This is a genomic window from Ensifer oleiphilus (genome assembly GCF_013371465.1).
Taxonomy (GTDB): Bacteria; Pseudomonadota; Alphaproteobacteria; order Rhizobiales; family Rhizobiaceae; genus Ensifer; species Ensifer oleiphilus.
Map to the genome: position 1 here is coordinate 846,092 of NZ_JABWDU010000002.1, position 26,405 is coordinate 872,496.

28 protein-coding genes and 1 riboswitch are annotated in these 26,405 nt (G+C 63.3%); of the genes, 12 read left to right on the top strand and 16 right to left on the bottom strand.

The window, feature by feature from the left end; all coding sequences use genetic code 11:
* Window positions 1-185: 185 nt before the first annotated feature.
* Together HT585_RS10780 and HT585_RS10785 are read right to left on the bottom strand one after the other, a co-directional pair.
* Complete coding sequence (locus tag HT585_RS10780; RefSeq protein WP_176352890.1) at window positions 186-2,633, bottom strand: GcvT family protein; 2,448 nt, start codon at window positions 2,631-2,633, stop codon at window positions 186-188.
* On the bottom strand, window positions 2,630-5,077 hold the full coding sequence (locus HT585_RS10785) for a GcvT family protein (RefSeq protein WP_176352891.1): 2,448 nt from the start codon (window positions 5,075-5,077) through the stop codon (window positions 2,630-2,632). Before HT585_RS10785 ends, HT585_RS10780 begins: the two co-directional genes overlap by 4 nt.
* Before the next feature lie 128 nt (window positions 5,078-5,205).
* On the opposite strand from HT585_RS10785, the gene HT585_RS10790 reads away from it, so the two are divergent.
* Window positions 5,206-6,078 (top strand): LysR family transcriptional regulator, encoded by an 873-nt coding sequence (locus tag HT585_RS10790; protein WP_176352892.1) that lies wholly within the window; start codon window positions 5,206-5,208, stop codon window positions 6,076-6,078.
* On the opposite strand, the gene HT585_RS10795 is transcribed toward HT585_RS10790, so the two are convergent.
* From HT585_RS10795 to HT585_RS10810, 4 genes are all read right to left on the bottom strand, one after another.
* The gene (locus HT585_RS10795) at window positions 6,075-6,746 is read right to left on the bottom strand and encodes an amino acid ABC transporter permease (RefSeq protein WP_246707620.1); all 672 of its coding nucleotides are present in this window, start codon (window positions 6,744-6,746) and stop codon (window positions 6,075-6,077) included. The genes HT585_RS10790 and HT585_RS10795 overlap by 4 nt on opposite strands.
* Window positions 6,747-6,830: 84 nt before the next feature.
* Complete coding sequence (locus HT585_RS10800; protein WP_176352893.1) at window positions 6,831-7,646, bottom strand: transporter substrate-binding domain-containing protein; 816 nt, start codon at window positions 7,644-7,646, stop codon at window positions 6,831-6,833.
* Between the two features lie 15 nt (window positions 7,647-7,661).
* The gene (locus tag HT585_RS10805) at window positions 7,662-7,961 is read right to left on the bottom strand and encodes a GYD domain-containing protein (RefSeq protein WP_112810378.1); all 300 of its coding nucleotides are present in this window, start codon (window positions 7,959-7,961) and stop codon (window positions 7,662-7,664) included.
* Between the two features lie 61 nt (window positions 7,962-8,022).
* Complete coding sequence (locus HT585_RS10810) at window positions 8,023-8,688, bottom strand: cysteine hydrolase family protein (protein WP_176352894.1); 666 nt, start codon at window positions 8,686-8,688, stop codon at window positions 8,023-8,025.
* A gap of 149 nt (window positions 8,689-8,837) precedes the next feature.
* On the opposite strand from HT585_RS10810, the gene HT585_RS10815 reads away from it, so the two are divergent.
* Window positions 8,838-9,728, top strand: coding sequence for a LysR substrate-binding domain-containing protein (locus HT585_RS10815; protein ID WP_176352895.1), 891 nt, complete (start codon window positions 8,838-8,840; stop codon window positions 9,726-9,728).
* Window positions 9,729-9,758: 30 nt separating this feature from the next.
* On the opposite strand, the gene HT585_RS10820 is transcribed toward HT585_RS10815, so the two are convergent.
* The 3 genes from HT585_RS10820 to HT585_RS10830 form a co-directional block, all read right to left on the bottom strand.
* Entirely contained in the window at window positions 9,759-11,450 is a 1,692-nt protein-coding gene (locus HT585_RS10820; protein ID WP_176352896.1) for an alpha/beta-hydrolase family protein, read from the bottom strand.
* Window positions 11,451-11,548: 98 nt separating this feature from the next.
* On the bottom strand, window positions 11,549-12,181 hold the full coding sequence (locus HT585_RS10825; protein WP_176352897.1) for a LysE family translocator: 633 nt from the start codon (window positions 12,179-12,181) through the stop codon (window positions 11,549-11,551).
* A gap of 167 nt (window positions 12,182-12,348) precedes the next feature.
* Entirely contained in the window at window positions 12,349-12,807 is a 459-nt protein-coding gene (locus tag HT585_RS10830; RefSeq protein ID WP_176352898.1) for an Lrp/AsnC family transcriptional regulator, read from the bottom strand.
* A gap of 124 nt (window positions 12,808-12,931) precedes the next feature.
* Between HT585_RS10830 and HT585_RS10835 the strand changes: the two genes are divergently transcribed.
* Window positions 12,932-14,215 carry a cystathionine gamma-synthase family protein gene (locus HT585_RS10835; protein WP_176352899.1) on the top strand — a complete coding sequence of 428 codons (1,284 nt, stop codon included), beginning with the start codon at window positions 12,932-12,934 and terminating at the stop codon, window positions 14,213-14,215.
* Between the two features lie 41 nt (window positions 14,216-14,256).
* Here HT585_RS10835 and HT585_RS10840 read toward each other — a convergent pair whose 3' ends face one another.
* Both HT585_RS10840 and HT585_RS10845 read right to left on the bottom strand, forming a co-directional pair.
* Window positions 14,257-14,607 (bottom strand): VOC family protein, encoded by a 351-nt coding sequence (locus HT585_RS10840; protein ID WP_176352900.1) that lies wholly within the window; start codon window positions 14,605-14,607, stop codon window positions 14,257-14,259.
* A 108-nt stretch (window positions 14,608-14,715) separates the two neighbouring features.
* Window positions 14,716-15,663 carry a LysR family transcriptional regulator gene (locus HT585_RS10845; RefSeq protein ID WP_176352901.1) on the bottom strand — a complete coding sequence of 316 codons (948 nt, stop codon included), beginning with the start codon at window positions 15,661-15,663 and terminating at the stop codon, window positions 14,716-14,718.
* Window positions 15,664-15,753: 90 nt separating this feature from the next.
* Between HT585_RS10845 and HT585_RS10850 the strand changes: the two genes are divergently transcribed.
* Window positions 15,754-16,143, top strand: coding sequence for a hypothetical protein (locus HT585_RS10850; protein ID WP_176352902.1), 390 nt, complete (start codon window positions 15,754-15,756; stop codon window positions 16,141-16,143).
* Here HT585_RS10850 and HT585_RS10855 read toward each other — a convergent pair whose 3' ends face one another.
* Window positions 16,144-16,725: a TetR/AcrR family transcriptional regulator gene (locus HT585_RS10855; protein WP_176352903.1), complete on the bottom strand. Its 582-nt coding sequence runs from the start codon at window positions 16,723-16,725 to the stop codon at window positions 16,144-16,146.
* Window positions 16,726-16,807: 82 nt separating this feature from the next.
* On the opposite strand from HT585_RS10855, the gene HT585_RS10860 reads away from it, so the two are divergent.
* The 4 genes from HT585_RS10860 (at window position 16,808) to HT585_RS10875 (ending at window position 19,521) form a co-directional block, all read left to right on the top strand.
* A complete protein-coding gene (locus HT585_RS10860; protein ID WP_176352904.1) occupies window positions 16,808-17,623 on the top strand; it encodes a crotonase/enoyl-CoA hydratase family protein in 816 nt (271 codons plus the stop codon).
* Window positions 17,624-17,673: 50 nt separating this feature from the next.
* Window positions 17,674-18,054: an ArsR/SmtB family transcription factor gene (locus HT585_RS10865; RefSeq protein ID WP_176352905.1), complete on the top strand. Its 381-nt coding sequence runs from the start codon at window positions 17,674-17,676 to the stop codon at window positions 18,052-18,054.
* Window positions 18,051-18,611: an SRPBCC family protein gene (locus tag HT585_RS10870; protein ID WP_176352906.1), complete on the top strand. Its 561-nt coding sequence runs from the start codon at window positions 18,051-18,053 to the stop codon at window positions 18,609-18,611. Before HT585_RS10865 ends, HT585_RS10870 begins: the two co-directional genes overlap by 4 nt.
* Before the next feature lie 112 nt (window positions 18,612-18,723).
* Window positions 18,724-19,521: an SDR family NAD(P)-dependent oxidoreductase gene (locus tag HT585_RS10875; protein ID WP_176352907.1), complete on the top strand. Its 798-nt coding sequence runs from the start codon at window positions 18,724-18,726 to the stop codon at window positions 19,519-19,521.
* A gap of 48 nt (window positions 19,522-19,569) precedes the next feature.
* Here the strand turns inward: HT585_RS10875 and HT585_RS10880 are convergent, their stop codons facing one another.
* Window positions 19,570-20,049, bottom strand: a complete 480-nt coding sequence (locus HT585_RS10880) for an anthrone oxygenase family protein (protein ID WP_176352908.1) — start codon at window positions 20,047-20,049, stop codon at window positions 19,570-19,572.
* Window positions 20,046-20,876 carry an NAD(P)H-binding protein gene (locus HT585_RS10885; protein WP_176352909.1) on the bottom strand — a complete coding sequence of 277 codons (831 nt, stop codon included), beginning with the start codon at window positions 20,874-20,876 and terminating at the stop codon, window positions 20,046-20,048. Before HT585_RS10885 ends, HT585_RS10880 begins: the two co-directional genes overlap by 4 nt.
* Window positions 20,877-20,979: 103 nt before the next feature.
* Between HT585_RS10885 and HT585_RS10890 the strand changes: the two genes are divergently transcribed.
* The 3 genes from HT585_RS10890 to HT585_RS10900 all read left to right on the top strand — a co-directional run bounded on the left by HT585_RS10890 (window position 20,980) and on the right by HT585_RS10900 (window position 23,152).
* Window positions 20,980-21,672, top strand: coding sequence for a TetR/AcrR family transcriptional regulator (locus tag HT585_RS10890; RefSeq protein ID WP_176352910.1), 693 nt, complete (start codon window positions 20,980-20,982; stop codon window positions 21,670-21,672).
* Window positions 21,672-21,941, top strand: a riboswitch (cobalamin riboswitch). Its footprint overlaps the gene before it by 1 nt.
* A 43-nt stretch (window positions 21,942-21,984) precedes the next feature.
* On the top strand, window positions 21,985-22,161 hold the full coding sequence (locus HT585_RS10895; protein ID WP_025427862.1) for a CbtB domain-containing protein: 177 nt from the start codon (window positions 21,985-21,987) through the stop codon (window positions 22,159-22,161).
* A 196-nt stretch (window positions 22,162-22,357) separates the two neighbouring features.
* Window positions 22,358-23,152, top strand: coding sequence for a CbtA family protein (locus HT585_RS10900; protein WP_176352911.1), 795 nt, complete (start codon window positions 22,358-22,360; stop codon window positions 23,150-23,152).
* A gap of 70 nt (window positions 23,153-23,222) precedes the next feature.
* Here HT585_RS10900 and HT585_RS10905 read toward each other — a convergent pair whose 3' ends face one another.
* Window positions 23,223-24,089, bottom strand: coding sequence for a (2Fe-2S)-binding protein (locus tag HT585_RS10905; protein ID WP_246707621.1), 867 nt, complete (start codon window positions 24,087-24,089; stop codon window positions 23,223-23,225).
* Window positions 24,086-25,396, bottom strand: coding sequence for a glucoamylase family protein (locus HT585_RS10910; protein ID WP_176352912.1), 1,311 nt, complete (start codon window positions 25,394-25,396; stop codon window positions 24,086-24,088). Before HT585_RS10910 ends, HT585_RS10905 begins: the two co-directional genes overlap by 4 nt.
* A 160-nt stretch (window positions 25,397-25,556) precedes the next feature.
* On the opposite strand from HT585_RS10910, the gene HT585_RS10915 reads away from it, so the two are divergent.
* Window positions 25,557-26,351 carry a DUF1194 domain-containing protein gene (locus tag HT585_RS10915; RefSeq protein WP_176352913.1) on the top strand — a complete coding sequence of 265 codons (795 nt, stop codon included), beginning with the start codon at window positions 25,557-25,559 and terminating at the stop codon, window positions 26,349-26,351.
* The last annotated feature ends 54 nt before the right edge of the window (window positions 26,352-26,405 follow it).

Below are 26,405 nucleotides of genomic sequence, written 5' to 3' on the forward strand. Positions count from 1 at the left end.
GCCTGCCGGCACCTTCTCCCTGCAGGCGGGGCGAAGGGACATCGCAGCACCCACTCGTTCCCCAAATCCATTTGCGACTCCGCCATTTCGACGACTGCCATCGTATGGCAAGCGTGCCGCATTCTCGTCCCCTCGCCCCGCCTGCGGGGAGAGGGTTAGGGTGAGGGGCAACTCCAAGCGCGAGTTCACATCCGCACCCGCTCCGCCCGCGGATCGTACATCGCCTTCAGCGATGCCTCGGCTTTCACCCGGGTGCCGGCGATCTCGATCTCGAAGCTCGAACCGAGCACGTCGGCATCGCTTTCGCCCTCCGACGGCACGTAACCGAGGCCGATGGCGCCGCCGAGGTGGTGGCCGTAATTGCCTGAGGTGATCGTGCCGACGATCTTGCCGTCGCGCACGATCGCCTCGTTGTGGAAGAGCAAAGGTTCCGGATCGGAGAGGCGAAACTGCACCAGCCGCCGCGAAAGCCCGCGATTGTGTTTGGCAAGCACCGCCTCGCGGCCGATGAAATCGCCCTTGTCGGGCTTGACCGCAAAGCCAAGCCCGGCTTCGAGCACGTGGTCCTCGTCGGTGATATCGTGGCCGAAATGGCGGAAGGCCTTTTCGATGCGGCAGCTGTCGAGCGTGTGGATGCCGCAAAGCTTCAGCCCGAGATCCTGTCCCGCCTCCTCCAGCGCCTCGAACACATGCGCCGTCTGATCGGTCGAGACATAAAGCTCCCAGCCGAGTTCGCCGACATAGGTGACGCGGTGCGCGCGGGCGAGCCCCATGCCGATCTCGATCTCTCGCGCCGTCCCGAAGGGGTGCGCCGCATTCGAAAAATCGTTCGGGCTCACCTTCTGCATCAGGTCGCGCGCCTTCGGCCCCATGACGCAGAGCACGCTTTCCCCGGCGCCGACATCGGTGATGACGACGAATTCGTCACGCACATGCTTGCGCAGCCAGGCAAGGTCGCGTTGAAGCGTGGCACCCGGCACCACCAGCAGGAACGCGGTCTCCGAAAGGCGTGTGACCGTCAGGTCGCTTTCGATGCCGCCGCGGCCGTTGAGCATCTGGGTGTAGACGATGCGGCCGGCCTCGACATTCATCTCGTTGGCGCAGAGGCGCTGCAGGAAGGAAAGCGCATCGCGCCCCTCCACCCGGATCTTGCCGAAGGAGGTCATGTCGAACAGGCCGACGCCATTGCGCACGGCCAGGTGCTCGGCCTTCTGGTTTTCGAACCAGTTCTGCCGCTTCCAGGAATAGCGGTATTCGCGCTCCTGGCCTTCCTTCGCAAACCAGTTGGCCCGCTCCCAACCCGCGACCTCTCCGAACACGGCGCCGCGCGCTTTCAGATGTTCGTGCAGCGGCGAACGGCGCACGCCGCGGGCCGTCGCCATCTGGCGATAGGGGAAATGGTCGGCATAGAGCAGCCCCAGCGTCTCGGAGACCCTATCCTTGAGGTAGGCGCGGTTCTTCTGGAATGGCTGCGCCCGACGGATATCGACCTCCCAGAGATCGAACGGCGGCTCGCCGTCGTTCATCCACTCAGCCAGCGCCATGCCCGCCCCGCCCGACGAAACGATGCCGATCGAGTTGTAGCCGGCAGCAACCCAGTAGCCTTTCACCTCCGGCGCCTCGCCGAGATAGTAGCGGTCGTCGGGCGTAAAGCTTTCCGGCCCGTTGAAGAAGGTATGGATGCCCGCCGTCTCCAGCATCGGCATGCGATTGACCGCCATTTCGAGGATCGGCGAGAAATGATCGAAATCGTCGGGCAACTGGTCGAAGCAAAAATCCTCGCGGATGCCGTCCATGCCCCAGGGCTTGGCCTTGAGCTCGAAGGCGCCGACCAGCATCTTGCCGGCATCCTCCTTGTAGTAGGTGCATTCGTCCGGCACGCGCAGCACCGGCAGACGCGTAAGGCCGGGGATCGCCTCGGTGACGATGTAGAAATGCTCGCAGGCATGCAGCGGCACGGTGACGCCGGATTGCCGCGCGAACTCGCGACCCCACATGCCCGCGCAGTTGACGACGTTGTCGGTCTCGATCGTGTAGGTCTCGCCGTTCTGCTCGCAGGTGACGCCGGTTACCCGGCCGTCCTTCTTCAGCACGGCCGTCACCTTGACGCCCTCGATGATCGTCGCGCCATTCTGGCGCGCGCCCTTGGCGAGCGCCATGGCGATGTTGGCCGGGTCGCACTGGCCGTCGAGCGGCAGGTGCACCGCCGCCTTCACGTCCGAGGTGTTGAGATGCGGATACATCGCCTTCACCTCATCCGGCGTGATCTCACGCACATCGACGTTGAAGGCGCGTGCCAATGAGGCCTGGCGATAGATCTCTTCCTTTCGCTCCTCCGTCAGTGCCACGGTGATCGAGCCGTTCTGGCGCATGCCGGTGGAAATGCCGGTCTCGGCCTCGAGCTTGACGTAGAGGTCGGCCGAGTATTTCGCCAGCCGCGTCATGTTCTGCGAGGCGCGCAGCTGGCCGATCAGGCCGGCCGCATGCCACGTGGTGCCCGAGGTCAGCTGCTTTCTCTCAAGCAGCACCACGTCGGTCCAGCCGAGCTTGGCGAGATGATAGGCGACGGAACAGCCGGAGACGCCGCCGCCGATGATGACGGCCCGGGCTTTCGAGGGAATGGGCTTCGTCATGCGCGCAGTCTTTCATTGGAGGGATCCCAGAGTGGCTGGTCGGCCTCGACCGTCGCCTTGAAGCGATCGCCGAAGATCTCGACCTCGATCTCGTTGCCGGGCACTGCGAGATCGGCCCTGAGCATGCCGAGCGCGATCGACTTGCCGACGCGGTAGCCCCAATTGCCCGAGGTGGTCTCGCCGACCACCTGGCCATCCGACCAGAGCGTCGACATATACGGCGCGTCGCAGCCGTCGGCGGCGACCGTCAAGGTGACGAAGCGTTTGCTGACGCCTTGCTGCTTCTCTCGCTCCAGCGCCGCCTTGCCCTTGAAGCCGGGCTTTGCCCAATCGACGAAGCGCTCGAGCCCACCTTGCAGGATGGTGTAGTCGGTCGACAGGTCACCCTTCCAGGCGCGGTAGCCCTTCTCTATACGCAGGCTGTCGAGCGCCTCCATGCCGAAGGGTTTGAGACCATGTTTCTGACCGGCGGCCCAGACGGCATCGAAGATCGCAGCGGTATCGTCGACCTTGGTGTGGATCTCCCAGCCGAGTTCACCGGCAAAGGAGACGCGCACCAGTTGGCAATAGCGCCCGGCAATCTGCGCCGTCTGGTGGGTGAGCCAACCCTTGGCGAGGTCCGCATCGCTGACCTCGGTCAGGATATCGCGCGATCTTGGGCCTGTCAGGATCTGGCAGCTGAACTGCGTGGTGACGTCGTCGAGCGTGAAGGCGGCACCTGTGGGCAGATGTTTTTGCAGCCACTCGAGATCGTGCCACTGCGCCGTTGCCGCCGTGATCAGGAAGAAGAAATCCTCGTCCAGCATCATGACCGACATTTCGGTGACAATGCGGCCCTTGTCGTCGGAGAAATAGGCAAGGCCGATGCGACCCGGCTTCGGCACGCGGCCGGTGATCAGCCCCGACAGCCATTCGCTCGCGCCCTTGCCCTTGACCCGGAAGCGCGAGAAGCCCGGCAGGTCGAGTATCCCTGCGGCATCGCGCACGGCGATGCACTCTTCCTCGATGCGCTTGGCCCAAGGTCCCGCCCGGCCCCAGGTCTGCGTTGCCTCTTCGGAGATGTCGTCGCCCGGTTTGGCGTACCACATCGCCCGTTCCCAGCCGTTATAGGGCTTGAACTGCGCGCCGAGGGCGGCGATCCGATCGTGGATTGGCGACAGCTTCTTGCCGCGGCCGGCCGCCCAATAATGCCTAGGAAAATGCATCGCGTACTCGTGGCCGTAGATCTCCATGCCCTTGGCGATGCAATAGTCCTGGTCGGTGTAGTCGGTGTAACGCCTAGGATCGCAGGACCACATGTCCCACTCCGTCTGGCCCTCGGTGATCCATTCGGCCAGCACCTTGCCGGCACCGCCCGCCTGGCAGATGCCAAAGGTGAAAACGCAGGCCTCGAAGGCATTGGGCACGCCCGGCATCGGCCCGATCAGCGGGTTGCCGTCGGGCGCATAGGGGATCGGGCCGTTGATGATCCTCGAAAGGCCCGCCGTTCCGAGGATCGGCACGCGCTCGACGGCGTCGTTCAGATACCATTCCAGCCGGTCGAGATCGTCGGGGAAAAGCTGGAACGAAAAGTCTTCCGGCATCGGATCGTCAGGCGTCGTCCAGTGGGCGCGACAGTTGCGCTCATAGGGCCCGAGGTTCATTCCGTTCTTCTCCTGGCGGAGATAGTAGGAGCTGTCGACGTCACGCAAGAGCGGCAGCTTGTGGCCTGCTTCCTTCGACCAGGCGGCCAGCTCCGGGATCTCGTCGAACAGGACATACTGGTGGCTCATCACCATCATCGGCACGTCGCGGCCGAACATCTTGCCGACCTCGCGGGCATAATAGCCGGCGGCGTTGACGACATATTCGCAGCGGATCTCGCCCTGCGGCGTGGTGATCACCCACTCGTCGTTTTCGCGGCGCGCCGCCGTGACGGGACAGAAGCGGATGATTTTCGCGCCCATGTCGCGCGCGCCCTTGGCGAGCGCCTGCGTCAGCTGCGCCGGGTCGATGTCGCCGTCATAGGGGTCATAAAGCGCCCCGGTCAGCTCGTGAGTTTCGAGGAACGGATAGCGGCTGCGCATTTCGTCGGGCGACAGGATATCGAGATCCATGCCCTGGTAGCGCCCCATGCCGACGACGCGCTTGAACTCCTGCAGCCTCTCCCTGGAGTGGCCAAGCCGGATCGAACCGGTGACGTGATAGTTCATCGGGTAGTCGACCAGCGCGCCGAGATCGCGATAGAGCGAGGCGGAATAGCGCTGCATGTTCATGATCGACCAGGACGACGAGAAGGTCGGCACGTTGCCGGCCGCATGCCAGGTCGATCCAGCCGTCAGCTCGTTCTTTTCCAGAAGCACGCAGTCGGTCCAGCCGGCCTTGGCGAGATGGTAAAGCGAGGAAGCGCCGATCGCTCCCCCACCGATGATCACGACACGCGCGTGAGACGGCAAATTCGACATGCACTGTTCCCTCGTTTTGCCGGAATTCTTGCCGTTGAAACGGGGCGCCATCAAGCGATGGAAACAGGCTTTATTGATCGATGAATTCGATTAGATTGGAATGATCTTCGAAACCGGACGCAATGCCGATGCAAGTGGATCTCATCGAGACGTTCCTGGACCTGATGGAGACCCGTTCCTTCAACCGCACTGCCGAGCGGCTGAACATCACCCAGTCCACCGTGTCCCACCGGGTGAAGGCGCTGGAGGGCCAGTTCAACCGCAAGCTCTTTACCCGCAACAAGGGCGGGACCGTGCCGACGGCCGCAGGCCTCCGGTTTCTGGATTACGCAAAAGCCCTGCAAAACCAGTGGCATGAGGCAACACGCGCGGTCACCAGTGCCGGCGCGCTGGAGCGCTCGATGCGGCTCGGCATCCAGCACGACCTGGCGGAAGCCTTTGCCGGCGAATGGCTATCCGCCATCAGGCTGGAGCTGCCGACCACCGAGATCTACATGGAGGCGGACTATTCCAACCAGATGAACCGGGATCTCGGCGCCGGCGACCTCGACCTCGCCTTGCTCTACACTCCGCATTACCTGCCCGATCTTCACTATGAACGGATCGGCGATCTGCATTACGTGATGGTCGGCACCGATGCCGCCTCACTAGCCGATATCAAGGTCGAGACCTATATCCAGGCAATCTATTCGCCGGCCTTCGATCGCGCTCACCGGCTGGCTTTGCCACATCTCTCGGCGGCACCGGTGGCGACCGGCCAGAACATGGCGATTACCGTGCTCCTGCACTCGCTCGGCGGTGCCGCCTATGTGACCGCCGCAACTGCCGATCGGCTCGTCCAGTCCGGCCGGGCAATGCTCGTTGCCGATGCGCCGGTGATCTCGCAGTCGATCTATGCCGCCACCAGCCTTCGAACCCGCCACGCCCACCAGCACCGCAAGATCATCGGCGCGATGCAGGCGCTGCTTTCCGCAGGGAGCGACGCCGCGGCCGGAAGCTAGGCCATGTGGCGCTGGATCAAGCGTTGCAGGGCCATCAGGATCGAAACGATCGCCAGATAGTAGACGAGTGCTGCCGAATACCATTCGACGAAGCGGAAGCTCGAGGCGATCGCGTCGTTGACGACGGCCATGATCTCCCGCATCGAGATGACATAGGCAAGCGAGGTCAGCTTGATCAGGTTGATGAACTCGTTGACCAGCACCGGCATGACGATGCGCAGCGCCTGCGGCAGGACGACGAGAAAGAAGGTCTGCAGCCGGTTGAGGCCGAGCGCACGGGCAGCATCCGTCTGCCCCTGGCCGATCGCCGAAAGCGCACCGCGCATCGCCTCGGCCATGTAGGCGGTGGTGACCAGAGTAAAGGCGATGAAGGCGGCGGCAAAGGGCGTGTACCAGGGCGCCCGCGTCAGGCCGGGAAAGAGTTGCGGAGCACCGTTCCAGACGATCAGCAGCACGAGGATGAGCGGGGCCGAACGAAACAGCCAGACATAGATCTGGGCCAATGTGCGCCGAACCGCCGCCATCGAGTTGAGCGCGACGGCAAGCGGCAGGCAGAGCAGGAACGAGGCGGCCTGAACCAGGATGGAGAGCAGGATCGCGATGGCCGCACCCTGCAGCATGACCGGCATGGTCAGGGCATCGAAAAACAGTTTGGTGTCGAAGTTCATGCCCTGCCCGCTTCCTTGGATTAAGTTGGAGCGGGATGCGGGCGGAAAACCGCACGCACTTTTCCTGATCCCGCTCTCAAAGCATCAACGGTCGTAATCGACGTCGAACAGCGCCGGATCGAGGCCATATTTCTTGGCGACACCGCCGAAGAAGCCCTGTTCCTTCAAGGTCTTCAGCCCTGCCTTCACCTGGGCGGCATCGCTACCTTCGCGCCTCGAGTAGATGCCGTAGGTGAAATCCGACACCCATGTATAGGGAAGCTTCAGCGTCCCCTCGGAGCGCGAGGCGCGATAGGCGCCTTCGGCCTCTTCGGTCATCGTCGCATCGACGCGGCCGACAAGCACCTGCTGGTAGGCTGCCTGCTGGGTCGGATATTCCTGCACCTCGACCGGCGGCTGGCCCTTGGCAGCGAGCGCTTTGTTCAGGGGCTCGATCCGCTCTTCCTTGTAGTAAGCGCCGGCTTCGAGCGCGATCACCTTGCCGCTCAGGTCCTCCGGTACCTTGATGGTGTCGCTACCGGCCTTGGTCACCATTGCGGTCGCCGATTTCATGTAGGAGACGCCGTCATAGGTCTCGCGGCGCTTGGCGTTGATGTAGATGCCGCTGACGATCACGTCGCAGCGCCCGGCACCGAGCGTCGGCAGCAGCCCGGCAAACTCCGTGACGGTATAGTTGACCTTGGCGTTCCAGAGACCGGCAAGCGCCTCGACGATCTCGATATCGATCCCGGTCGGCTTTGCATCGGCCGGGCTCTCCTTGAAGGTCAGCGGCGGAAACGCGGCGGTGGTGCACACGCCGATGTCGCCATCGGCGGCAAAGGCCGGTACTTCCGCATGGGCAAGCCCCGCCGACAGCAGAATAGTTGCGAGAAGGGTTGCATGCGATGCCAGTCTGATCATCTCTATTCCCCTCGATTAGGTTGGTGAAACGCGCCCGACGATGTCGCCATAGGTCTGGCTGTCGAAGGCGGGAAGAATAAGCGGGTCGACGAAACCGTCGCGCCGCGCCGTCAGCACGTATTGCATCATCGACGCATTGTCGGGCATCTCGAAAACCTGGACGAAATCATAGGTTCCGAGCGTGGCGTAGAAGGCGACCGAACGGCCGCCGAGCGATGAGACGCGATCTTCGCTCACCTTTCGCCGCGCGCCACTGTCGGCAAGTTCGGCCAGTCCCTTGGCCGTCAGTTTCATCAGCGAGATATATCTTTGCATGGGGCATCATTCCGTTGAAACGGTTGGCAGAACGCTTTGAAATGGAAGTGTGCCGTCGGCGTTAGCTGATGGCTTTGGCCAGCCCGGCGATGACGGCGTCGCTGGTCGAAACCGTGCCGAAAATGCCGTTCTCGATCGAGATCATGTTGATCGCCGCCTCATGCGCCCATTGCTCGCCACTGGCGCAGCAATCCGAGATCGTCAGGCACTGGAAATTGCGGTCACAGGCCTCGCGCAGCGTCGTATGCACGCAGACATCGGTGGTGCAGCCGGTAAAGAGCATATGGGTGATGCCCCGCGCCCGCAGCACATGCTCGAGATCTGTATAGGTGAACGAGCTGTTGCAGGTCTTGTCGATGATGACGTCGGTGTCGGTGACATCGAGTTCCGGTAACAGCTGAAAGCCGGGGCTTGAGCGCAAGAGGACCTGGGTATTCTCCAGGCCCGAACGCTTGCGCCGCCATTTCTCGTAAGGTGTCATATCGGCGAGGTCGGCGCGGTAGCCCTGGCGTGTGTGGATGATCAGGCAGCCGGCTTGGCGCGCGGCCGATATCACCCGGTTGACGGCCGGCACGATGGCCGCGAGCGGCGCCGGATCGTAGCCCATGGAAGCGAAGTAGCCGTTGGGCGAGCAGAAGTCGATCTGAAGGTCGATCACCATCAGCGCGGTCTGCGACGGAACCAGCTTGCCGTCATAAGGAAAATCAAATGGTTGCGCTGCAATCATGGTCTTACTCCCTCTCTCCGATCCGATTCATAGGAGTAAAAATCGATTGGGAATAGCGATTTTTTATGCTTGATATTGTCTAGTTTAACTAAACAATTATCGATGACGCGAACGCATCGATCGACTGCCAATCAGGGCTCGGAGCTCAAATGAAAGCGCTGCATTTCCTGCCCTATCTCAGGGTCTTCGAAGCCGTTTCCCGAATTGGATCGGTGCGCCAGGCGGCTGACGAACTCGGCCTCAGCCCCGGAGCCGTATCGCTACAACTGCGCCGGCTTTCTGAAACGACGGGTCTGACGCTGCTGGAGAAATCGGGGCGCAATATTCGCCTGACCGCCGCCGGGCGCGATTTCGCCCAGACCGTTTCCCATGCCATCGGCAATCTTGCGGTTGCCGTTGAAAACAATGCCGAACGGCAGCTCGAAAACCACCAGACGAAGCTGACGGTCGCTTTGCCGCCGGCGCTGGCAATCGCCTGGATGGCGAGCCTGCTGGTGCAATTCGCCGACGCGCGCGGGGTCAGCGATCTCGCCATGCGCAGCTGTATCCGGGCAAGCGACGTGCAATGGGACGATGTCGACCTGGCTGTGGTCTACGACAATCCGCCGTTCAACGGCCTGTGGTGGCAGGTGGTCAGCGACGTGAAGCTCAGGACCATTTGCTCGCCGCTTCTTTTCCCGCGCCTGGAAGGGTCGCACCGCGACCGGAAGCTGCGCGACGTCACCTTGCTGCACGAGGACGACGGCCGGGAATGGACGCGCTGGGCAGCCGCCGCGCGCATATCTCTTGAAGGCAGCCGCAGCGTCCGGGTGCCTTCGGTCGCCGTCGCCGTCGCATCAGCCCTGCAGGGACAGGGCATTGCGCTGGTCTCGGATGTTCTCACCCGCTCCTATCTGCAGGAAGGGCGGCTGATCCAGCCGTTCGCAACGGCGATACCGGCGTCCGCGGGCTATTACCTTCTCTGCCCGACGGAGAAGGCAGAGGCGCCGCTGATCCAGGCGCTTGCCCATCAGATCGCCGCCCATCTGCGCGGCGACTGACATGGGCCGACTTTCAATAGCGGCCGGCTTTCAATAACGCCCCTTGAGCAGCGCCTTCAGCCGGGTCGCGTCATCAGTCGTCACCCCAGGCGGATCGACGACCGCCATCCACGCATCGATGTAATGTTCCGGCGCATAGACATGGCCGTAGCCGATCGGCGTGGTCGTACCCGTCGCCGCGTCGGCCAGAAGCTGGAACATCGTTACCACAGGGAACCATCTAAGGTCGGGCGAGACATCATGGCCACGCGGCGCCTTCATCCAGTCCGGCTCGCGATAGAAGGAATGCGCATCGAAGAAGGTGATCGGGTCGCTGGCATATTGCAGGTAGACGATGCGGACATTTCCCCATATCGCGCCGGGGATATCCAGCGCATTCTTCTGGCCGGTAAAGCGGATCACCGAACCGTCGCGATAGAGCGGCAGCCACTCCGGAGAGCCCGGATTTCGGCCGGCTGTCACCGAAAGCCAGGTCCGCGTCGGGAACGGCGTGCCGACCCAGAGCGCGCCCTGGAACGGGTCGCTGATGATGCCGAACGGGTCGACCGAGCCCTGCGAGTTCATCGAGCCGAGGCTGAGGCCGTAGAGGTAGAGGCGCGGACGTTTGTCCTTGGGCAACGTCGTCCAGTAACCGTAGACCGCGTCGAACAAGGCGTCGGCAGTCTCGCCGCCATATTCCGGTTCGACCAGAAGCGACAACCAGCTCGCCAGATAAGAATACTGCACCGCGACACTCGCGACGTCGCCCTTCAAGAGATACTCGACCGAATCGATGCCCGGCGGATCGACCCAGCCGGTGCCTGTCGGCACGACGATCACGAGGTTGGACCGCTCGAACCCGCCGACACGCTTCAGTTCTTCGAGCGCCAGCTTGGCCCGCTCCTTCGCCGTCTCGGCCGAATTGAGCCCGGCATAGACGCGCAAGGGCTCCTTCACCTCACCACTGAAGACGGCGCCGATATCCCCGGCGCTCGGCCCTGAGGCGATGAACTGGCGGCCCTGCCGGCCGAGTTCGTCCCAGGTCATCAGCGACGCGCCGCTGCCCGTCTTCAGCGGGTCGCTCGGCGGCGCCACATCGGGGTCGATCAGCGCATCGAGCCTCTGGAACGAGCTGTCGGCCACATGCAGAGCGAAGCGGAAGATCACCCCGTCGGTCGCCGACCAGAAGAGAGCGATGGCCGCGGCAATGGCCGTGACCTTTGCCAGTGGCCGCGTCAGCACATACTCGAAGCGCCCGGCAAGAAAGCGGAATGTCAGCCGGAACAGGCGTGCCAGCAACACGATGAGGATGAAGACGACAGCAGCGATGAGGCCAAGCTTGAACGGCTCGGCGCTCTCGACGGGATCGAGCCCCATGAGGCTGCGCACGGTATTCTGCCATTCCGCCGCCCGCCAAAGAAAGGTCAGCGCAAAAATTCCGCAGCCGAGGGCCGCCGCAAGCTTGAGGAACAGGCCAGTCTTCGGCCGTACGTCCGGCAGTTCGAGATAGGACCAGAGCCAGCGCAGGAAGACGCCGATGGCATAGCCGGCAGACAGCGAAAGGCCTGAGATCATCGCCTGAATGACATAGGGCCGCGGGATCAGGCTCGGCGTCAGAGACGCGGCGAAGAACAGCACCCCGACGATGAGCCCCGTCGTCGACAACGACGCCCAAAGCCCGGACACGAAACGTGGAACGGGCCACCTCGTCCTGCGCAGGCCCGTCTCTTCAAGGTGATCCACCGGCAGGCTCCTTGTTGGCAGTCATTCGTCAAGAGCGCCATTCGGGTTGGCGCGGCACCCATTGATAGCCGCCATCCCCTACCCACGGCATGCGCGGATCAGCTTTTCTGGAAGGCCAGGTGCACGCCGAGCCCGACGAGCATGCCGCCACCGACGCGCTGCATCGCACGCTGCGCCATGCTCGAGCGCTTGAGCCTGGCCATCAGTACCCCCGCCAGAATGACGCAGACGATATCAGCCGACGAAAACATCAGGTTGACGATGGTGCCGAGGATGACGAACTGCAGCCAGACCGGGAACGCCGCGGATGCGTCGATGAACTGCGGCAGGAAGGCCAAGAAGAAGATCGCCGTCTTCGGGTTGAGCACTTCGACAGTGATGCTTTCGAGGAAGGCGCGCCGGCCGGATTTCGCTCCGATGCCGGGCAACTCACCGGCCCCTTGCGCCTTGGCGCGAAACAGCGAAATCCCGAGCCAGACGAGGTAGGCGGCACCGGCAAACTTGACGATCATGTAGAGCACCGGCACCGCATGAAACAGCACCGACAGACCGGCGGCCGCCGCAAAGACATGCACATAGCCGCCGAGGTGAATGCCGAGCGTCGCCATCAAACCGGACCAGCGGCCGCGCGCCATCGTCTGCGCTGCCGCATAAAGCATCGCAGGACCCGGGATATAGGCGAAAATTGCCGTCGTCACGACGAAAGCCAGAAGCAGTTCCATAGACGGCATAGAGAGGCTCCCAACAGGTCGGATCGTGTGGAATAGCCAGCAATAGACAATGCCTTCGCGTTCTTGGCAAGGCGAGATCGATCTCAGCGCACGCTGGCATTGCAACAGGGCGGCCGGCTGCGTCTCGCGACCGCCTTAAACTTCCAGGCGCGTTGTCGGATCGGCTTTCAGATCCGCCGTTCCTTGATCGTGTTCATCACGAAGCTCGTCTCGATCGAGGCCACGCATTTGAGCCGGGCGATCTTCTCTTTGATGAACCGCTCGTATTGTTCGAGCCCGGCGCTCATCACCTTCAGCACATAGTCGCGTGAGCCGGTGACGAGATGGCATTCGAGCACTTCGTCCCAACCGCGGATCGCCTGCTCGAACATGACGATTTCGTCCTCGTGTTGGCGGCTGAGGCGGACGGTGGCGATCGCCGTCATCGTCCAGCCCTCGACCGCCGGGTCGATCAGCGCCGTATAGCCGCGGATGACGCCGGTCTCCTCCAACCGCCGCAGCCGCCTGAGGCAGGGCGAAGCCGACAGGCCGACACGTTCGGCAAGGTCATTGTTGGTGATGCGCGCGTCGGCCAGCAACTCCCTCAAGATTCGGCGGTCAGTCTCGTCGGCAATTTTCCGCGTCATATCTCTTCAATCCCGGCAATAGTTTGCGCAACTCAAGGGTATGTGATCGCAAATAGCAAGGATCGGTCCAAGCGTCTGATATAATTTGCCTGCCAGTCGCCCCGTTTCGCTTCAGGAGAAAGCCATGACCGCGCCGCACCCCTACAAGACCCATATCGGAAACCACAAGCTGCATCCCGAAACGCTGATGCTGAACTATGGTTACGACCCTGAACTGTCTGAGGGGGCCGTCAAGCCGCCGGTGTTCCTGACCTCTACCTTCGTCTTCCGCACCGCCGAGGAAGGCCGCGATTTCTTCGATTTCGTCTCGGGCCGCCGCGAGCCGCCGGCGGGTGTGGGTGCCGGCCTCGTCTATTCGCGCTTCAACCATCCGAACAGCGAGATCGTCGAGGATCGCCTGGCCGTCTATGAGCGCACCGAAAGCTGCGCGCTGTTTTCCTCCGGCATGTCGGCGATCGCGACGACCCTGCTTGCCTTCGTGAAACCCGGCGATGCGGTGCTGCACAGCCAGCCGCTCTACGGCGGCACCGAGACGCTGCTGGCGAGAACCTTCCTCAATCTCGGCGTTTCGGCCGTCGGCTTTGCCGATGGCGTCAACGAGGCGGCGGTGACTGAAGCTGCCGAAGCGGCGATGGCCAAGGGCCGCGTCTCGGTCATCCTCATCGAAACGCCCGCCAACCCGACCAACAGCCTCGTCGACGTCGCCATGATCCGCCGCGTCGCCGACGCCATTGGCGCCAAACAGGGCCACACGCCGGTCATCGCCTGCGACAACACCCTGCTCGGCCCGGTGTTCCAGCGGCCGATCGAGCACGGTGCCGATATCTCGCTCTATTCTCTGACCAAGTATGTCGGCGGCCACTCCGACCTCATCGCCGGCGCCGCCCTCGGGTCCAAGGCGGTGATGAAGCAGGTGAAGGCGCTGCGCGGCGCGATCGGCACCCAGCTCGACCCGCATTCCTGCTGGATGCTCGGCCGCTCGCTCGAAACGCTCTCCGTGCGCATGCACAAGGCCAACGACAATGCCCTGGTGGTGGCGGAATTCCTGCGCGACCATCCCAAGGTCGAGCGCATCCACTACCTGCCGTTCCACGACGAAGCCTCGCCGCTCGGCAAGGCCTATGCGGCGCAATGCACCGGCGCCGGCTCGACCTTCTCATTCGATATCACGGGTGGCCAGGAGGCGGCCTTCCGGTTCCTCAATGCGCTGCAGATCTTCAAGCTCGCCGTCAGCCTCGGCGGCACGGAATCGCTGGCAAGCCATCCGGCGGCGATGACCCATTCCGGCGTGCCGATTGACGTGCGCCGCCGCATCGGCGTTCTCGACACGACGATCCGGCTTTCGATTGGCATCGAGCACCCGGACGATCTGGTCGCAGACCTCGCGAACGCGCTGACGCTCGCCTGATTTGACGGGCTTGCCGCCGATCCCTTCGGCGGCAAGCCTCCTCAATGGGACAGGATGTTGATCACGTTGCCGAAGGGATCGCGCAGATAGAAGCGCCGGACACCCCAGGGCTCGTCGGTGATATCATAGACGACCTCCACGCCCTTTTCCCTGGCTTGGGCATAGACCGCGTCGACATCGTCCACTTCGATCGACAGCACCGGCACCGGCGTGCCGTTTCCGCCCTCGCTCGCCACGCCCACCTGCGGCATCGCCGTCTGGCCTTGTGCCGCGAATGTCAGGATCCAGCCATGATCCATCATCAGCTCAAGCCCCAGCAGGTCGGCGTAGAAGGCGCTCGCGGCCTTAGGATCTGGCGCGTACAGATTGGAAACGATGCGTTTGACTGCCATGTCGCTCTCCCGGTTTTCGAGCGCAATCTGTATCGCGACAACGCGTTTGCCAAGAGCGCGGTCACGGGCTGCAAAGGGATAGGGATAAAGTGGGCTTTCCGCGTCCTGTCAGGTGCGCGGCGCTGCCGGTGATCGGGGCAACACGGTGCGGATCGCCGTTTCCACCAGAACCTTGAAGCGTGCGATTTCCGGCCGTCGCTGCTGTTGGCGCGAGGCTTCCAGAAAGACCGTTCCCTCGGTGCCGTCGATCGCAAGCGGGCGGATGGTGAGATCAGGGTGCAGCGCCGTCAGATGACGCGCAAGCGACGACGGGATGGTGGCGACCAGCCGGCTGGCAATCAGCGCGTCGCCGATCCCCAGATGCGATGGCATGGTGAGCATGATCCGGCGCGAGCGCCCGTCGCGCGCCAGCAGTCGGTCGAAGTGATTGTCCGACGCCGGCCAGGGCAGCGAATAAAGATGCGCGGCCGAGAGATAGTCGTCGACCGACACCTCATCCGTGCCGGCAAGCGGGCAGAGCGGTCCGCACAGGCAGACGAGCCGATCGCATGCGACCGGTATCCGCTCGACGAGACTACGGTCGTCGCGATCGCCACCGACCGAGATGACCGCATCGACCTCGCCCTGCGACAGCTCGGTGGCATAGGAGCGGCGTTCGAAGACGCGGATGTCCAGGCTATGGCCCGCATGGTCCTGAACCAGGCTGTGTATCAGCACCGGCAGGAGTTGCTGGCGCAGACCGTCGGGCACCACGAGCGTGAACCGGCGCGCCTGGGGCAGCGCCTCCAGTGCGCCGGACGAAACCGCAAGCGTGATGCTGGCGATCATTTCGCTCAGCGGCACGGCGATTTCTTCCATGCGCGGCGACGGCGCCATACCCGTGGGCGTGCGCACAAACAGTTCGTCGGCAAAGTCTTCCCGCATGCGACGGAGCCGGTGGCTGATCGAGGATGCCGTTACCCCCAGCCGGTCGGCCGCCCGCCCCACATGGCGCTCCAGCATCAGCGCGTGCAGCACTTTCAGGTTGTTGAGGTCGATCCGACGCCAGTCGAGCATGCTGAATTCCGTTCAATGCGAGATGAGGAGCCATCATTTTCCAGCGATGACAGGCCTTGCTAGAGCGCCTGCTTAACACAGGAGACCTCAATGTTTGACCTGACGCGGATCGCCCGCATTACTTTCCTGGCTCTTCTCCTGCTGCCGACGCCGTCGACTGCAGAAGACGGCGGCCCGCATGTGACAAGCTGCGAGGCGATCGTCCCTATGGTCGCCGGCTGGCAGAAGCAGCCGCCGGAATGGCCGGATGTCGAACTGACGGCCGAAGTCGTATCGCTGGAGGTTCAGGATCCGATCGCCGTCACAACGCTTTGCCCGAATACCAAGACCCGCGTCGTCTGCCTCGAATACAACAACAGCGCGCTGAAGCCAGGAGACCGGGTCGATGTCAGCGGGCTGGTGTCCGGGACTTTCGAAAACGGCGTCGTGCTCGACCCCTGCGGCACAACCAAGGCCGAGGCGGAAGACAGCAGTCCTTGATCAGCGAGCAGTCGTCGCGGCGCGAACCAGCGTCGCCGCGGCCTTGCCGGCACTCTCCATGTAGCTTGCATCCCGGTGCAGGAGGACGACGGCAAAACTGCCGTCGAGCAAAAGCAGCATCTGTCGGGCCAGTTCGCCGGCATCAGCGATGCCTGCTTCGGAAAACACCTGCGCCAGCCAGGCCTCGAATTTCTTCTTGTGGGCGGCACCGATGCGGATCGCGGGATGGCCGGGCATGTTGGCAAGCTCAGCCGAGGTGCGCAGGAAGCCGCAGCCCTTCCACTTGGGATGCCGGGCGGCGCGGGCGAGATTGACGAAGATCGCCTCGGCCTTTGCGGCGAGGTCCCCGTCGGCCGCTTCGAACCACTTGCGAAAAAGCAAGAGGTTCGGCTGGTCGCGGCCTTCGAGATAAGCGGCGATCAGGTCGTCCTTGCTTTCGAAGTGATAGTAGAGCGTGCGCTTCGTCACCCCTGCAGCCTCGGCTACCACATCGACGCTCACCGCGCGGATGCCCTGCGCATAGAACAGCTTTGCTGCGGCCGCGACGATCGTTTCCCGGGTCGATTTCTGAGCTTTCACCATCACAATGTATACCGCCTAGTGAATATACATGACATCCTTCCGCGCCTAACCTCTCCGTGTCAACACTTGCCGGAGAGCAACCATGTCCAACACCGTTCTGATGCAGATTTCCGAAGGCATTGCCCAACTGACGCTGAACCGGGCAGAGAAACTCAATGCGCTGAACTACGAGCTGATCGACCGACTGCTGGCCCTGCTGGACGCGATCGAGGTGAACGACAAGGTCGGAGCCGTCATCATCACCGGCGCAGGCGAGCGCGCCTTCTCCGCCGGCGGCGATATTCACGAATTTTCCGAAAGCGTGGCGAAGGGCGTGAACCCGGCGGTGCGCGATTTCGTCCGCCGGGGCCAGCGGCTGACCGCGCGGCTGGAGTCCTTCCCGAAGCCGGTCATCGCTGCCGTCAACGGCATCGCCTATGGCGGCGGCTGCGAGATCACCGAGGCGGTGCATCTCGCGATCGCCAGCGAGCGCGCGCGCTTTGCCAAGCCAGAGATCAAGCTCGGCATGCCGCCGACCTTCGGCGGCACGCAGCGCCTGCCACGGCTTGCCGGCCGCAAGCGCGCGCTCGAACTGCTGCTGACGGGAGAGGATTTCTCGCCGGACCGCGCCCGGGACATGGGGCTGATCAACCACGTCGTTGCCCATGAGGAGCTGATGCCGGCTGCCCGCGATCTCGCGACCCGCATCATGGGCTATTCCCCGCTCGCCGTCCGCTCGATCATCACCGCCGTCACCCGTGGCCTCAACATGTCGATATCGGAGGGGCTGCTGGTGGAAAGCGAACAGTTTGCCCAGATGGTGCCGACCGACGACCTCTGCGATGCGCTTGCCGCATGGAAAGGACGGCATATTCATGATGATCCGCCGCGCGACCACTCCTTCGTGCGTTACTACTAAATTCAACCAAACGGTTGACAATAGCCACAGCATCGGCAATATTCAACAACATGGTTGAATATAAGAACGATCGGCTCGACGCCGTATTCCATGCGCTCTCCGACCCGACGCGGCGAGCGATGCTGCAGGATCTGTCGGCGGGCGAAAGGCTGGTGGGCGAGCTTGCCGCCCCCTTCTCCATTTCGCTTGCCGCCGCATCGAAACACATAAAGGTGCTCGAAGGCGCCGGCCTCGTCAGGCGCGAAGTGCGCGGTCGGGCGCATGTCTGCCGGCTCGACGCCGAGCCAATGCATGCCGGTATGGAATGGATGCGCCACTACGAAGCCTTCTGGCGCCAGCGCATCGACGTGCTGGAGGCATTGCTCCTGGCGGACGACGCGGCCAAGGGCGTAGACGCGCAGGCAACGACGGAGACGGAGGAGAAGAGATGACGTCGTCAACCGGCACCGACGACGGATATGCCCGGATCGTCGCGCCGGATACCGCGCGCATCGAGCGACTGTTGCCGGGGCCGATCGAACGTATCTGGGCTTACCTGACGGAAGAAGACAAACGCCGCCGCTGGATGGCATCGGGAACCATAGGCGCCGCGACGGGGACAGCCGTTGAACATATCTTTCGCCATGAAGACCTCGGCACGGATTGCGGAGAACCGCCGCCCAAATACGCTGCCCTTGCCGGCGAAAGCCGCATCCATGGCCGCATCATCGCCTGTGATCCGCCGCATCTGCTCGCCTATAGCTGGGGTGAAGGCACGCAGACGCCGTCGCAGGTGCGGTTCGATCTGGAAAAAAGGGGTGCCAACGTGCTGCTGGTGGTCACCCATTCGCGCATCGCGAAACAGGAGACGATGGCGAGCTTTGCCGCAGGATGGCACACCCATCTCGACATTCTCGCCGATGTCATTTCCGGCCGGATGTCGCATGGCTTCTGGAACAAGCATACCCGGCTCGAACTGGAATATGCCCAGCGGCTATCGCCGCCCTAGCACTCTTTAACCCTCCGAAACTGCTGCGTGATTTTCCGCCTTGGATCCCTGCCGATCCAAAGGGCCTCATGCCGCATGTCCAAACAACGAGGCAGGATCAAGGGAGTTTGAAATGTTGCTTCAGAACAAGGTGGCGATCGTTTATGGCGGCAGCGGTGCAATCGGCGGCGCTGCGGCGTCTGCCTTTGCCCGCGAAGGCGCGAATGTCTTTCTGGTCGGACGTACAGCCGAAACCTTGAGCCGCACGGCCGACACAATTCGAGCGGCGGGCGGAAAGGCTGAGTTCGACGTCGTCGACGTTCTGGATCAGGCCGCCGTCGAACGGCATGCGCAATCGGTCGTCGATCGCGCCGGCCGGATCGACGTGGCGCTGACCGCCGTCGGCTTCACGCACGTCCAGGGGCCGCCGCTGTCCGCGCTGTCGCTGGAGGAGTTCGAGCGCCCGATCGCCGCCTACACCCGCGCCAATTTCATCACCGCCAAGGCGGTTGCGCCCCACATGCAGAGAGGCGGCAAAGGCGTGATCCTGACGGTTTCGACGCCGGGCTCGCGGCTCTCAGGCTCCGGCTTCCTCGGCTATGGCACCACCTGTGGGGCGATCGAGACCTTCTCGCGCATTCTCGCCGGCGAAGTCGGCAGCCACGGTATCCGCGTCATCTGCCTGCGCCCGGACGCCATACCCGAAGCGCTGCCGGTCTCGCACGCACGCGCCGTCTTTCAAGGCTTTGCCGACCGTTTCGACACGACCGTTGAGGAGATGCTCGATGGGCGAGCAAAGACCGGAACGTTGCTCGGTCGCTTCCCGCGGCTCGACGAGGTCGCCGACTATGCCGCCTTCGTCGCCTCGGATCGGGCGGGCGCCATGACGGGCGTGATCGCCAATCTCACCTGCGGCTCGTTGGTCGACTGAGATAAAACGACCGGCGCAACCTTGCAAAGGTCCGCCGGTCGTACGCCTTCAGGCACGGGCAAAGCCCAGGATGAACAGCGCCAGCGCCCCAATCGAAGACACCGTGCGCAGATGGTTCCACCAGACCCAGTCGGTCAGGTAGCGCTGCTGCCAGAATTCGGTGGCGGCCTGGCCGGGCGCAGCCGCGCCCAGCGCATCGTTCATCGGCACATTGAACACGATGGTGACGATCAGCACGCCGGCGAGGTAGACGATGCCGCCGCCCGCCAGGAGCATGCTGCCATTGCCACCCCAGACGAAGGCGGCAATCACCAGGGCAAGCGCCAGCAGCGCCGTGCCCATGAAAACGCTGAGGAACAGCGGGTTCTGAATCACCACGTTGATCGCGTTCATCGCCGCGATCCCCTGCTCCGCCGGCAGCCGCGCCAAGGCTTGCATGATGCAGACCGAGAAGATGAAGAACAGCCCCGCCATCAGGCCGGAGCCGATCGCGGCGGCGAACGCAAGAGCGGGGATGAAGGGGATCATGCGGCAATACTCCAGACACCTGTTGCGGCAGCCTCCCGGGCAAAGTCAGCGAAGTCGCGCGGCCTGCGCCCAAGCACGCGCTCGACATCGGAGGTCAGTTGCGAATTGCGCCCGTCGAGCACCGAGCTGAAGAGATAACGGATGAGTTCGACATAGTCATCCGGCAAACCATCGGCTTGCAACTGCGCAGCGAAGTCGGCAACCGGCACGGACTGATAGCTGATCCGGCGGTTGGCGGCCGCGGCGATCTCCGCCACGGCCTGAGCAAACGTCATCAGCCGCGGACCTGTCAGCTCGTAGATCTTGCCGACATGCCCGTCATCCAGAAGCGCTGCAACCGCCACCTCGGCAATGTCGTCGCAGCTGATGAAGGGTTCGGTGATCTTATCCGGCGGCAGGAACACGGAACCGCTGGCAACGCCGCCGGCCAGAAAATCCTCGCTGAAATTCTCGAAGAACCAGCTGGCCCGAAGGATCGTCCAGTCGGCGCCGGAGGCCTGCAGCGCGCGCTCGGCGGCTTGCGCTTCATCCTCGCCACGCCCCGACAGCAGTACCAAGCGCTTGGTGCCCGAGCGAACGGCAAGGTTCGAGAATTTGCGAATTGTCTCGACGGCGCCCGGAACCGCCAGATCCGGTTGGAAGCTGACATAGATGCGCTCGACATTTTCGAGGGCTGCCGCCCATGTCTCTTCGTTGGTCCAGTCGAAGGACGGCGAGGCCGAGCGGGCGCCGATCCGCACCGCAATACCACGCTCCTGAAGGCGGGCGGCGAGCCGTCGTCCCGTCTTGCCCGTACCGCCCAGAACCAGTGTGAGTTTGTCCGTCATCGCTTCCTCCTGAGGTTGATCCACAAACATGAGTATCTCTCACATTTGCAAATGTGATAAATCCTCGTATTTTAGGAGTCAAGTCAAAATGTGAGCATTACTCATGATTCCCGATGCAAGCCCTTCCACAATCCCCGCCGACGACGAGCCGGCGCTACGCCGCACGCCCAGCCAGAAGCGCAGTCGCGAGCGCGTCGAGCACATCCTTGCCTGTGCGACAGCGATCATTCAGGAGAAGGGCAGCGACGCCATGCGCATGAGCGAAGTCGCTGAAAAGGCTGGAATTTCGATCGGATCGCTCTACCAGTATTTTCCCGACAAGGCAGCGATCGTGCGCACGCTGGCCGAGCGCTACAATGCGGTATGCAGCGAGTGCATCGCAGCCGAGCTTGCCAAGGTCACGTCACTCGCGGAGCTGCGTGACGCCTTCGCCGTGCTGTTCGACGTCTATTACGACATGTTCCTGGCCGAGCCCGTGATGCGCGACATCTGGTCGGCGATGCAGGCCGACAAGGCGCTGCGCGAGATCGACCTCCAGCAAAGCCGCATTGGCGGCCAGCTTCTTGCCGACGTCTGGGCGCGGTTTGCGCCAGACACGCCGCGCGCGGCGATCGACAGCGCCGCCTTTTTGATCATGCATCTCGGCGATTGCACCATGCGGCTCGCGGTCTCGGTCGAGCGGGCGCAGGGCGACCAGATCGTCGAGGCCTATAAACGCATGATCCTTCGGGATTTTGTCGCGGATGGGCCGGGCGGGGGCGCAAGTTTAATTGACATCTCCGGGGTGCGATCCTAATCATCATCAGATCGATTGGTTCCCGCAACGCGAACGCGTTTCGGGAGTAAACGGGAACGTGACGGATGGACCCATGCTGGGCATTCAAATCACGGCCGACCCCGCGACTGTAGAGCGACGTGAATGCGCCGTTCCGGAGCGATCCGGAAAAAGCCACTGGAGACGAGACCGCGAGAGGGCGGACCTTGGCTCTGGGAAGGCGAGGCAAATCCAGGGTGATTTCACCCGACGTCCTGAGCCAGGAAACCTGCCAGTCGATGCGGGCATAGGGCCCAAACCGGGAAATTTCCCGATGCCATCACGGAGGTTGTCATGGCTACGTCTACTGTTTCGAGCATTCCGCTCTCCCTCAGCGATCGTCTGACCGCGGGTATCATCGCGCTTCTCATCGGCGGCTTCCTCGTCTTCGGCGCCGGCCTGGCGAACTCGGCCGTGCTGCACGACACCGCGCACGACACCCGCCACTCCTACGGCTTCCCCTGCCACTAAGCGATGCGGAGGGACGCGACATGCGTTCCGCATCGACATAGCTGCGGACAAAAACGCTTCCGGCGAACAGCCGGACGCGTTTGCTTGCGTCTGATGCAGACCAAAGATCTGCCGGCCGGAGCCGTTCGCGGAATTGCAATGGGACACGGCGCTGCCTGCCAGATGTATGGCGCGCCGATATCGAGGGATATCGAAAATGATTGTCAGAACGCTTCTGGCCGCGATCGTGGCTGGATTGATTGCCGGTGTCTTCATGACCGGCGCCCAGGAACTGCGCGTCGTACCGCTGATCCTGCATGCAGAAGAATTCGAAGGTGAGGCACCGGCTGCCGGCGAACAGCCCGCCGCCCAACCGGGAACGGCCGATCCGGCCGCCGCCAACCACGAGCAGCATTCTTCGCTGAAGGCGGTCTCGCCGATCGGCGCCCTGCTCGACGCGCTGTCGCCGATCACGCCCGCCTACGCCCATGAGGGCGAACACGAGGAAGGCGGCATCATGTTCGGCATGAGCCGTTTCTCCGGCACGCTGATCGCCAATCTGGTGACAGGCTCCGGTTTCGCGCTGCTGCTGGCCGGCGTCAGCCTCGTCATCGGCTACCCGATCACGCTCAGGAACGGCGCGCTCTGGGGCGCCTGCGGCTGGCTCGCGGTGCACATGCTGCCGGCGATCGGCCTGCCGCCGGAACTGCCGGGGTTCCCGGCCGCCGAACTCGGCGACCGCCAGGTCTGGTGGCTGGCAACGGTGGCGCTTTCGGCCGTCGGCCTCTATCTGCTGGTTCTGCGCGAAGAAATCGTCGCCAAGATCATCGGCCTCGTGCTGATCGCTGCACCCCACGTCTATGGCGCTCCGCAGCCGTCGGACATCTCCAGCAATGTTCCGGCCGTGCTCGGCGCCGAGTTCGCCGTGGTGGCGCTCGCCACCACGCTCGCCTTCTGGATCGTGCTCGGCGTCGTCTCGGGCTTCATCAACGATCGTTTCGCCAAGGCGTAAGCCGTCCGGATATCGCGACAAAGACAGAGCCCCTGATATCGCCGATATCAGGGGCTCTGTCGTTTAACATTCAGCCGGACTGCGATGCCAGCAGATGCGCCTGCAATCGTTCCCGACGCTCGTCGGGCGCAAGCAGCACGCAGCTGTCGCAGAAGCGACCGCCTTCGGTTCGATAATAGAGACAGCAGCCGCCGCGCAGGCGATAAACCCGCGACAGCGGCAGGTCGTAGTCACCCTTCCCAGCCTCGATGGTCTCGTAGCAAAGCTTGTCGGAATAGAGCGGTGTCCCCTCGCGCTTGACGATCGCCAGTGCCTTGGACATCGCATCCTCTTCATTGCCGAGCGCGCGGCCGATCTCCAGGAAGCCGCCGGCCAGCGAATCCGCCGCAAGCCGCCATTGCGCCCCGGAGGAAAGCCCCGTGCGGCGCTTGAGCCTGGCGATGACTGGCGCGAGATGCGCGCCGAATGCTTCACGGAAGACGTCCGCGCCGACGGGGGTATCATCCCTGACGGCGGGCAAGGTCAGGCTGAAATGAAAACGCTTGGCCACAATCAGCCGTTCGCCATAGGCCCGCGAAAATTCTTCGAAGCGAAGGCCGCTTACCCCCGCCACGATACCCGCACCCAGATAGAGACTGCCAAGCGCCAGGGCGAGCTGGTTACTATAGAAGGCGATCAGATGGGCGGCGCGGATCTTGTCGTCCATGCCAATGGCAAAACAATCCTGATAGGCGAGCCCGGCTTCGAGCCCCGCACCATCTTCAGCCCAGAACTGCACCTCGGAAAGACAGTCATTGCCGGCCGCATCGAGCGAAAAGCCGACCTCGGGAAAGAACGGCTGCAGGCGCGCGAGCACGTGTAGTGCGCTCCGGCGCTGCGCCATGTCCATGCCCTCCTCCACTGGGCGATCGTCCTGTCGCTCGTGAGCGAAGCTCATGCCGTCCCCCTGGTCGCAAGCCAGCCGCCGCGAAAGTCCGCCCGCTCCAATCCGCGCCGAATGGCCGGGATGCCGCGCGTCAGCTGCCAGACAAAACCGTTTCTGGCGTTCTCGATCATCATGACGATGAGCCCCTGGTCAAGCGCGACCACGCGGTCGTCGACCCAGCCCTCAGGGCCCGCACCGGGCAGGCTCGGATTGAACCCGCCGGGAAAGCGGCCTTCGCACAGGAGGTCGGGATAGCGGTTTTCCAATGCGGCCAGCGCCGAGCGCGACGCATCCGCGTCGAATGGCAGGCAGGCACCCGGCGCCCAGGGGATCAGCGTGCCATCGTCGGGTCCGCCGGGCGCACCGCGGGCGGCATAGCCGAGCATCCGCTGCCAACGCCCATCGACAAGCCGCTGCCGCCCCTTCGGTCCATCACAGGCGCTGAGGCCCCATCCATCCCTGTCATAGCCGGCGAAACCTCGGGGATTGTTCTCGGCATACTGACGCTGCAGGTCGATCGCCCGGCAGGTGTTTTCAAAATAGTCCGTCGCCTTGTCGCGCATCGGCGGATCGCGAAGACCACGAAGGTCGATCCAGGCCTGCGGAAAGAGATGGATGAACAGCGGGCCGGCCCGCAGGTGCGGCGCGCCGTCGACCGCGGTCCAGTCATAGGCGGCGGTAAAGGCGCGGTAGTGCTCCGGCCCGATTGCATGCTGCGGCGCGCCAAGCGCCAGGATATAGAGCAGCAGCGCCTCGCTATAGCCCTGCCAGCGATATTTCAGAAATCGCCCCGGCGGCCGCCAACCCATCGTCAATGTCTCGCCGCGCCCAAGCGCCCAGCGCCAATCCACCCGGGCATAGAGCTCTTCCGACAGCATGCGGATCTCCGTCTCCGTCGCATCCTCGCCCGCGAAATAGGCGGCAGCCGTCAGGACGCCTGCAACCAGCAGCGCGGTATCGATGGTCGAAAGCTCCGACTGCCACACCCGCTCGCCGGTCTTCATGTGGAGAAAGTGATAGTAAAAGCCGCGATAGCCGGTGGCGCGCGCATCGCTGCCCTGCCGGCATTGTTGGAGAAACCGCAGGGTCGTCAGCACCCGGCTAGCCGCCTCGCCGCGCCCGATCCAGCAGCGTTCGACGCCAACAGGGTAGCAGGAAAGCCCGAAACCGGTCGCAGCAACGCTCGAAGGCGCATCGGCGAGCGAGGTATCAGCGACAAGCCCCGTTTCGGCGTCGCTGTAGCGCAGGAAATAGTCGAAGGCGGCGGCCTGAAGCCTATCGACCTGAAAACATTCCGTATTCCGTGTCTGCTGAAGCATATTCTCGGCTCATTTGGACCCGCTGGCACAGTATCGATCGGCTGTCACCCATGTCGATATCACCTTTTATTGAAGATCGGCCAAGCCCAGACAGTCGCCGACAGCCAATCCTGTGCTACATTTCGTCAGATAACGCGGCTCGCAATGACGGGTTGAAGCTATGTTGAGCATGCTGGCGTTGATCCTTTCCCTGACGGGCAGCCCGACCCAATCGGGCACTGCGCCGACCGATGTCGACGTCGAGCTGGTGCTGGCCGTCGACATGTCCGGTTCGATGGACCTGGACGAAGCACGGATTCAGCGCTCCGGCTATGTGCAGGCGCTGCGCCATGCGGACTTCCTCAATGCGGTGACCAGCGGTCGATATGGCCGGATCGCGCTTGGCTATTTCGAATGGGCCGGCACGGTCAACGAATCCTCTGTCGTCGCCTGGCGGGTGATCTCCAACGCGGCCGAGGCCGACGCCTTTGCCGCGATGATCGAGGCACGACCCGTCGGCACCCGCCGCGGCACCTCGATCTCAAACGCGATCACCTATGGCACGGCGCTGATCGATTCCAACGCCTTTTCCGGCATGCGCCGGGTCATCGATGTCTCCGGCGACGGGCCCAACAATATCGGCCCGCCGGTCATTCCCGCCCGCGATATCGCCATTGCCCGCGGCATTATCATCAACGGGCTGGCGATCCTGATCCGGCCGTCGGTCTCGACCGGGCCGCTCGACCAGTATTACGCCGAATGCGTGGTCGGTGGCCCCGGCTCCTTCGTGCTGCCGGTGCACGAGCCGGAAGATTTCGCCATCGCCATTCGCCAGAAGCTGATCCTGGAGGTGAGCGGCCTGCCGCCGCCGCCACGCGTAAGGCTCGCCGATGCCATGCCGGCGTCCGACTGCCTGATCGGCGAAAAGCTGCGGCCAGGCTTCCTCGATCGGGTGTACCCCGAACTCGACAAGTAGCCGGCGCCGATCCACCACCATGCCAGATTGTCGTTTCCCTTCACCGCGCGCGAC

Excerpts from the sequence above, each read along its gene's own strand:
- HT585_RS10780 (WP_176352890.1), bottom strand. The coding sequence starts at position 2,633 with ATGACGAAGCCCATTCCCTCGAAAGCCCGGGCCGTCATCATCGGCGGC.
- HT585_RS10865 (WP_176352905.1), top strand. The coding sequence starts at position 17,674 with ATGGTTGAATATAAGAACGATCGGCTCGACGCCGTATTCCATGCGCTC.
- HT585_RS10880 (WP_176352908.1), bottom strand. The coding sequence starts at position 20,049 with ATGATCCCCTTCATCCCCGCTCTTGCGTTCGCCGCCGCGATCGGCTCC.
- HT585_RS10840 (WP_176352900.1), bottom strand. The coding sequence starts at position 14,607 with ATGGCAGTCAAACGCATCGTTTCCAATCTGTACGCGCCAGATCCTAAG.
- HT585_RS10815 (WP_176352895.1), top strand. The coding sequence starts at position 8,838 with ATGAAAGCGCTGCATTTCCTGCCCTATCTCAGGGTCTTCGAAGCCGTT.
- HT585_RS10805 (WP_112810378.1), bottom strand. The coding sequence starts at position 7,961 with ATGCAAAGATATATCTCGCTGATGAAACTGACGGCCAAGGGACTGGCC.
- HT585_RS10900 (WP_176352911.1), top strand. The coding sequence starts at position 22,358 with ATGATTGTCAGAACGCTTCTGGCCGCGATCGTGGCTGGATTGATTGCC.
- HT585_RS10835 (WP_176352899.1), top strand. The coding sequence starts at position 12,932 with ATGACCGCGCCGCACCCCTACAAGACCCATATCGGAAACCACAAGCTG.
- HT585_RS10855 (WP_176352903.1), bottom strand. The coding sequence starts at position 16,725 with ATGGTGAAAGCTCAGAAATCGACCCGGGAAACGATCGTCGCGGCCGCA.
- HT585_RS10790 (WP_176352892.1), top strand. The coding sequence starts at position 5,206 with ATGCAAGTGGATCTCATCGAGACGTTCCTGGACCTGATGGAGACCCGT.
- HT585_RS10795 (WP_246707620.1), bottom strand. The coding sequence starts at position 6,746 with ATGAACTTCGACACCAAACTGTTTTTCGATGCCCTGACCATGCCGGTC.
- HT585_RS10845 (WP_176352901.1), bottom strand. The coding sequence starts at position 15,663 with ATGCTCGACTGGCGTCGGATCGACCTCAACAACCTGAAAGTGCTGCAC.
- HT585_RS10810 (WP_176352894.1), bottom strand. The coding sequence starts at position 8,688 with ATGATTGCAGCGCAACCATTTGATTTTCCTTATGACGGCAAGCTGGTT.
- HT585_RS10910 (WP_176352912.1), bottom strand. The coding sequence starts at position 25,396 with ATGCTTCAGCAGACACGGAATACGGAATGTTTTCAGGTCGATAGGCTT.
- HT585_RS10785 (WP_176352891.1), bottom strand. The coding sequence starts at position 5,077 with ATGTCGAATTTGCCGTCTCACGCGCGTGTCGTGATCATCGGTGGGGGA.
- HT585_RS10850 (WP_176352902.1), top strand. The coding sequence starts at position 15,754 with ATGTTTGACCTGACGCGGATCGCCCGCATTACTTTCCTGGCTCTTCTC.
- HT585_RS10885 (WP_176352909.1), bottom strand. The coding sequence starts at position 20,876 with ATGACGGACAAACTCACACTGGTTCTGGGCGGTACGGGCAAGACGGGA.
- HT585_RS10875 (WP_176352907.1), top strand. The coding sequence starts at position 18,724 with ATGTTGCTTCAGAACAAGGTGGCGATCGTTTATGGCGGCAGCGGTGCA.
- HT585_RS10860 (WP_176352904.1), top strand. The coding sequence starts at position 16,808 with ATGTCCAACACCGTTCTGATGCAGATTTCCGAAGGCATTGCCCAACTG.
- HT585_RS10800 (WP_176352893.1), bottom strand. The coding sequence starts at position 7,646 with ATGATCAGACTGGCATCGCATGCAACCCTTCTCGCAACTATTCTGCTG.
- HT585_RS10915 (WP_176352913.1), top strand. The coding sequence starts at position 25,557 with ATGTTGAGCATGCTGGCGTTGATCCTTTCCCTGACGGGCAGCCCGACC.
- HT585_RS10870 (WP_176352906.1), top strand. The coding sequence starts at position 18,051 with ATGACGTCGTCAACCGGCACCGACGACGGATATGCCCGGATCGTCGCG.
- HT585_RS10825 (WP_176352897.1), bottom strand. The coding sequence starts at position 12,181 with ATGCCGTCTATGGAACTGCTTCTGGCTTTCGTCGTGACGACGGCAATT.
- HT585_RS10895 (WP_025427862.1), top strand. The coding sequence starts at position 21,985 with ATGGCTACGTCTACTGTTTCGAGCATTCCGCTCTCCCTCAGCGATCGT.
- HT585_RS10830 (WP_176352898.1), bottom strand. The coding sequence starts at position 12,807 with ATGACGCGGAAAATTGCCGACGAGACTGACCGCCGAATCTTGAGGGAG.
- HT585_RS10890 (WP_176352910.1), top strand. The coding sequence starts at position 20,980 with ATGATTCCCGATGCAAGCCCTTCCACAATCCCCGCCGACGACGAGCCG.
- HT585_RS10905 (WP_246707621.1), bottom strand. The coding sequence starts at position 24,089 with ATGAGCTTCGCTCACGAGCGACAGGACGATCGCCCAGTGGAGGAGGGC.